Origin of the sequence: Streptomyces sp. NPDC007162 (genome assembly GCF_040634175.1) — a bacterium.
In the GTDB taxonomy this organism is placed as follows: Bacteria; Actinomycetota; Actinomycetes; order Streptomycetales; family Streptomycetaceae; genus Streptomyces.
Genome location: NZ_JBEYFC010000501.1, coordinates 1 through 6,481 on the forward strand (window position 1 = coordinate 1; position 6,481 = coordinate 6,481).

5 protein-coding genes are annotated in these 6,481 nt (G+C 72.9%); 1 reads left to right on the forward strand and 4 read right to left on the reverse strand.

The genetic code is table 11. The features are described 5' to 3' along the window. A partial coding sequence (locus tag ABZ646_RS37320) for an FAD-dependent oxidoreductase (protein WP_360529352.1) occupies positions 1-282 on the reverse strand: 282 nt, incomplete at its 3' end. Positions 283-375: 93 nt separating this feature from the next. Beyond that, entirely contained in the window at positions 376-582 is a 207-nt protein-coding gene (locus ABZ646_RS37325; RefSeq protein ID WP_360529355.1) for a hypothetical protein, read from the reverse strand. Positions 583-750: 168 nt separating this feature from the next. On the opposite strand from ABZ646_RS37325, the gene ABZ646_RS37330 reads away from it, so the two are divergent. After that, complete coding sequence (locus tag ABZ646_RS37330) at positions 751-2,595, forward strand: glycoside hydrolase family 15 protein (RefSeq protein WP_360529358.1); 1,845 nt, start codon at positions 751-753, stop codon at positions 2,593-2,595. Positions 2,596-2,597: 2 nt separating this feature from the next. Here ABZ646_RS37330 and ABZ646_RS37335 read toward each other — a convergent pair whose 3' ends face one another. Continuing rightward, complete coding sequence (locus ABZ646_RS37335) at positions 2,598-5,321, reverse strand: SpoIIE family protein phosphatase (RefSeq protein WP_360529361.1); 2,724 nt, start codon at positions 5,319-5,321, stop codon at positions 2,598-2,600. A gap of 102 nt (positions 5,322-5,423) precedes the next feature. Beyond that, a partial coding sequence (locus tag ABZ646_RS37340; protein ID WP_360529364.1) for a GAF domain-containing SpoIIE family protein phosphatase occupies positions 5,424-6,481 on the reverse strand: 1,058 nt, incomplete at its 5' end.

Consider the following 6,481-nt stretch of genomic DNA (forward strand, 5'->3'; position numbering starts at 1 on the left):
TCTGCTGGCCGTGGGCCGCCGCAGGATCGGCATGATCACCGGCCCGCTGGACACCCCCGGCGGTGTCGAGCGGCTGTACAGGTCGCGATGGGTGAGTCCGGTCAGGTAGAGGACCGCCTCGCGCAGGGTCTTGGAGGGGATGGTGCCGGTGTGGATGGACACACCGCCGACCATCTCGGGGCTGTCGACCACGGCCACCCGGCGGCCGAGCTTGGCCGCGGCGATGGCGGCCTTCTGACCGCCGGGACCGGATCCGATGACGAGCATGTCGAAGTCTGGCACCTTGCGGAGTCTGTCAGCAGGCGCCCCCGCTCCGAAAGGGTGAACCGGCAACCTCCGTATGAAATCCCATGCGGACCTGGGCTGTTGCCGTGCTCAGGGCAGCAGGCGCTCGATGCAGTTCGGGCCCTCGCGCTCCAGCTTCTTCCTGGCCCATTCGAGGGTGGCCGGGGTGACGTCCCGGCCCGACGCCAGTACCAGGTCCTCCGGTACCACCCCGGAGCCGGGGGCGCTGTGCAGCAGGGAGTCCGGGGTGGCGCGGTCCTCGGACGACCAGGACGCTTCGGGTTCTGAGGTCGACATGGTCCCTCCTTCGCGGAGCGGGTGCACTTTCTCACGATTGCCCGCCTGGCCGCGCCCCGCATCCCGAGCGGATCCGGGGCCGGCCCGCCCGGGCAGCCGGTGCGGAACGGAACACTTCCCTTTTAAGCTGGTACGTGACCGTACACCCGTTTCGGGGAGGCCGCCACGATGGCCGAGCAGCCGTTCTACGAGAATGCCCCCGGAAGCCCCCGCTACCTGCCGATCGCCGAACACGGACTGATCGGCGACCTGCGCAGCGTGGCCCTGGTCGGCAGCAACGGCACGATCGACTGGTACTGCACCCCGTCCTTCGACTCACCGAGCGTCTTCGCCGCGATCCTGGACGCCGAGCGCGGCGGCTTCTTCGCGCTGGCCGCGGCCGTACCCGCCCGGACCAAGCAGTTCTACTTCCCCGACACCAACGTGCTGATCACCCGCTTCTACACCGACGAGGGGGTGGGGGAGGTCCAGGACTTCATGCCGGTGAGCGGCGAGTCCGCCGAGCCCGCGGAGTGCGAGCGGCACCGGCTGATCCGCCGGGTGGTGTGCGTACGCGGCACCGTGCCCTTCCGGGTCCGGGTGGCCCCCCGCTTCGACTACGGGGCCCGGCCGCACACCCTGCGCATGCTCGGCGACACCGCCGTCTTCGAGTCCGCGGCGATGTCCCTGGCGCTCACCTCGACGGTGGCCCTGGAGAGCGACGGCCCCGACGCCCACGCCGACTTCAAGCTCGTCGAGGGCGAGACCGCCGTCTTCGCCCTCGACCAGGCCGGCGAGCACATCGCCCCGCGCGGCTGCGCCCGCACCGAGGCCCAGCGTCAGTTCGAGACCACCGTCTGCTACTGGCGGCGCTGGCTGCACCAGTCCCGCTACCGGGGCCGCTGGCGCGAGATGGTGCACCGCTCGGCCCTCACCCTGAAGCTGCTCACCTACGCCCCCACCGGCGCCATCGTCGCCGCCCCCACCACCAGCCTCCCCGAGCAGCTCGGCGGCGAACGCAACTGGGACTACCGCTACGTCTGGATCCGCGACGCCGCCTTCGCCGTGTACGCGCTGCTGCGACTCGGCTTCAGCAGCGAGGCCGCGGCCTTCATGAGATTCGTGACCACCTACATCAGCCCGGGCGACGGCTTCGCCTCCGGCCCGCTGCAGATCATGTACGGCATCGACGGCCGCGCCGACCTGGGCGAACGCGAGCTGAAGCACCTGGAGGGCCACCGCGGTTCCGCTCCGGTCCGGGTCGGCAACGCCGCGGCCGGCCAGCTCCAGCTGGACATCTACGGCGCCCTCATCGACTCGATCTACCTCTACGACAAGTGGGCGCAGCCCGTCTCCAGCGCCCAGTGGGACGACGTCACCCGCCTCGTCGACTGGGTCTGCGAGCACTGGGACCAGCCCGACGAGGGCATCTGGGAGACCCGCGGCGGCCGCAAGGACTTCCTCTACTCGCGGCTGATGTGCTGGGTGGCCATCGAGCGGGCGATCCGCCTCGCCAACCGGCGGGGCCTGCCCGCCGACCTGCCCCGCTGGCGGCAGTCCCGCGACACGATCTACCGGAGGATCATGGACCGCGGCTGGTCCGACCGGCGCGGCGCCTTCGTCCAGCACGAGGGCGGGGAGGTGCTGGACGCCTCGCTGCTCATGATGCCCCTGGCCAAGTTCATCGCCCCGACCGACCCCAAGTGGCTGTCCACCCTGGACGCCCTCACCGAGGACCTGGTCTCCGACTCCCTCGTCTACCGCTACGACCCGCAGGCCAGCCCCGACGGCCTGCGCGGCGACGAGGGCACCTTCTCCATCTGCTCCTTCTGGTACGTCGAGGCCATGGTGCGCGCCGGACGCGTGGACGAGGCCCGGCTCGCCTTCGAGAAGATGCTCACCTACGCCAACCATCTCGGCCTGTACGCCGAGGAGATCAGCCGCACCGGCGAGCAACAGGGCAACTTCCCGCAGGCGTTCACCCACCTCGCCCTGATCAGCGCCGCCTTCAACCTCGACCGTGCCCTGGGCTGACGTCAGGGCACCGGCTGCTCCGCCCAGATGACCTTCCCGGCCGGCGTGTAGCGGGTGCCCCAGCGCTCGGCGATCTGCGCCACCAGGAACAGGCCCCGGCCGCCCTCGTCGGTGCTCGCCGCGTACCGCAGGTGCGGGGAGGTGGTGCTGGCGTCGGACACCTCGCAGATCAGCGTCCGGTCGCGCAGCAGCCGTACCCCGATGGGGGCGCGGCCGTAGCGGATGGCGTTGGTGACCAGCTCGCTGAGGATCAGCTCGGTGGTGAACGACAGCTCGTCCAGGCCCCAGTCGGACAGCCGGCGGGTCACCTCGGACCGCACCTCGGAGACGGCCGCCGGATCCGCGGGCACCTGCCACTCGGCGATCCGGTCCGGGCCGAGCGCCCGGGTCCGGGCCACGAGCAGCGCCACGTCGTCACTGGGGCGGGCCGGCAACCGCTCCAGAACCGCCGCACAGGTCTCCTCCGGGGTGCCGTCGGCCGCCGACTCCAGGGCCCCGGCGAGCAGGTCGAGCCCCTCGTCGATGTCCCGCTGCCGGTCCTCGACGAGCCCGTCGGTGTACAGCACCAGCCTGCTGCCGGGGGGCAGCTCCAGCTCGGCCGTCTCGAAGGGCAGCCCGCCGACCCCCAGCGGGGGACCGGCCGGCACGTCCGGGAACTCCACGCTGCCGTCCGGCCGCAGCAGCGCCGGCGGCGGATGACCGGCCCGGGCCACCGTGCAGCGCCGGGAGACCGGGTCGTAGATCGCGTACAGGCAGGTCGCCCCGGTGATGGTGGCCGTACTGTCCGAGGGCGTCTCGTCCTGGTCGATACGGCTCACCAACTCGTCGAGCAGCCCGAGCAGTTCGTCCGGCTGGAGATCGAGGGCGGTGAAGTTGTGCACGGCGGTGCGCAGCCGCCCCATGGTCGCCGCCGCGTGCAGGCCGTGCCCCACGACGTCCCCGACCACCAGCGCCACCCGGGCCCCGGACAGCGGCAGCACGTCGAACCAGTCGCCGCCCACACCCGCCTGCGCCGGCAGATAGCGGTAGGCGATGTCCAGGGCGCTCTGCTCCGGCAGACTGCGCGGCAGCAGACTGCGCTGGAGGGTGACCGCCATGCTGTGCTCGCGGGTGTACCGGCGGGCGTTGTCGATGGAGACGGCCGCGCGGGCCACCAGCTCCTCGGCGAGGGCCAGGTCCTCGGCGTCGAACGGCGCGGGCTTCTCCGAACGGCAGAAGTTGGCCAGGCCCAGCACCAGGTTCCCGGCCCGCAGCGGCACCGTGATCAGCGAGTGGATGCCGAACTCCAGGATCCGGCCGGTCAGCTCCACGTCCTGGGCCCGCCAGCCGGGCGCCTCCCGCAGCCGCTGCTCGACCACCGACTCGCCGGTCTGGAGACTGCGGGCCTGCGGAGAGGACGGCACGAACCGGAACCGCTCGCCGACCGGGTACAGCGGGGCGTCCTTGCGGACACCGGTGAGCGCCACCCGGCACAGCGCGTCCCCCGGCTTCGGCTCCTCGCCCTTGAGCACCGCGTCGTACAGGTCGACCGTGGCGTAGTCCGCGAACCGCGGTACCGCGAGCTCCGCGAGCTCCTCCGCGGTCCGGGTGACGTCCAGGCTGGTGCCGATGCCCACTCCGGCGTCGTACAGCATGTTCAGGCGTTCACGGGCCACCTCGGCGCGGCCGGACAGAGCGCGCAGCTCGGTGGAGTCGCGCAGCGTGGTGACGCTGCCCGGCGGCCGGCCGCGCACCTCGATCGGGCGCTGGTTGACGGCCAGCAGCCGGTCCTTGACCAGGTGCACCTCGTCGGTGGCGACCCGTCCCGAGGCGATCAGCTCCGCCGTGTCGCCGTCCAGGCCGATGTCCACGACGCGCCGGCGCTCGGCGTCCGCGGGCAGGTCCAGCAGGCGCTGCGCCTCGTCGTTGGCGAGCATCAGCCGGCCGTCGCCACCGACGATCAGCACCCCCTCCCGCACCGAGTGCAGCACCGCGTCGTGGTGCTCGTACATGCGGGTCATCTCGTTCGGGCCGAGCCCGTGCGTCTGACGCAGCAGGCGACGGCCGACCAGCGCCGTTCCCGCCAGTGCCAGCGCGAGGGCGACACCGGCCGCGGTCAGCAGCAGCATCAGCTGCTGGTCGGCGGCGCCGCCCACGTGCGCGGTGGTGATGCCGGCCGACACCAGCCCCACCACCTTGCCGGCCGGGTCCTTGACCGGCACCACGGCCTGCACCAGCTCCCCGATGGTGCCGTGGACCTCCTGGGTGACGGTGCCGCCGGCCACCGCGGGGCCGATGTTCCCGACGAACCTCTTGCCGATCCGGTCCGGCTTGGGATGCGTGTACCGGATCCCGTCGGTGTTCATGACGACGATGAAGTCCACGCCGGTCGCCCTGCGGGCCGCCTCCGCCTTCGGCTGGAGCACGGTCGTGGGATGCGGCAGCCGCAGCGCCGCCGCCGTGCCCGGCGCGTCGGCGAACGTCTGGGCGACGGCCAGCGACCGGTTGCGGGCCTCCGTGCTGCTGTCGTGCCGCACCTGGAGGACCTGGGCCACCACGGCCGCCGCGACCAGCAGCAGCACGATCACCACCTGGAGCACGAACACCTGTCCGGCCACACTGCGCCCGCTGAGCGCCGACCGGACCCGCCCGGGCTCCCTCACTCCCTGCTCCCCCTCGCTGAGCGGCGCACGCGGACTCCCGGAACGGGGCGGCCGAGTGTCGGACCGGCCGGGCAGACGGACCATGAGCCCATGTCTACACTGCCCGGCCGCGCGAGGCGAGAGGGTCTCGGGAGGCAACCTGGCCCGATGCCGTGCCGCCCCCCGGTCCGAGCCGGTCTCCGCCGCTCAGCGCGGGCCTTGGGGTCGGTCCGTGCGGCTTGGTGGGGGGCTTGGGGTTGGTTCATGCGGCTTGGTGGGGGGTGGGGTCGGTCCGTGCGGCACGGTGCGGGGGGATTGGGGTCGGTTCTCGCTGCCTCGGTGCGGGGGTGGGGGTCTGTCGTCGGCGCCTCGGTGCGGGGGGCGGCGGGTGGCGAGCAGCAGCGCCACGTCGTCCGGTCGGTCGGTGGCGTTCCGGGCCATCGCGGTGAGCCGGTCCGCCACTCCGGCGAGGGACCGGCCGCCCCGCCGCCCGGGCACCGCCCCGGCCCGTTCCAGAGCCACCCGCAGCGCGGATATGCCGTCGTCGATGTCGGCGCCGGGCCGCTCCACCAGTCCGTCGGTGTACAGGGCGAGGATCGCGCCGGGCACCAGCTCCAGCTCGGTCACCGGGTACCGGGCCCGCGGATCCACACCGAGGACCACACCACCGGGGAGCTGAAGGACGTCGGTGCGGCCGTCCGGGGCACGCAGCAGGGGCGGCAGATGCCCGGCCCTGGCGACCCGGGCGAGCCCGGTGGCCGGGTCGAGACGCAGATAGCAGCAGCTCGCGAACTGGCCCGGGTCGAGATCGATGAGCAGCCGGTTGGTGCCGCTCAGCACCTCGTCGGGCGGCCGGTCGCCGAGTGCGAACGCCCGCACGGCGCTGCGCAGCTGCCCCATGGTCGCGGCGGCCTGCACCCCGTGCCCCTGGACGTCCCCGATGACCAGGGCGAGTCCGTCGCCGGCCTCCACCACGTCGTACCAGTCACCGCCCACGTCCATGCCCTGGGTGCCCGGCAGGTACCGTCCCGCGGTCTCCACCCAGGGGTGCGCCGACAGCCGGCGCGGCAGCAGCGCCTGCTGGAGGCCGCGGGCGAGGGCGGCCTCGCTGTCGTAGCGCCGGGCCTTCTCCATCGCGTGCGCGATCAGGCCGGCGAGCGCCATCAGGACGGTGCGTTCCTCGGTGCTGAAGCCGCGCTCGTCGTCGAAGCCGAGGATGCACGAGCCGACCGGGCGCCCGGAGGCGATCAGCGGCAGGAAGGCGC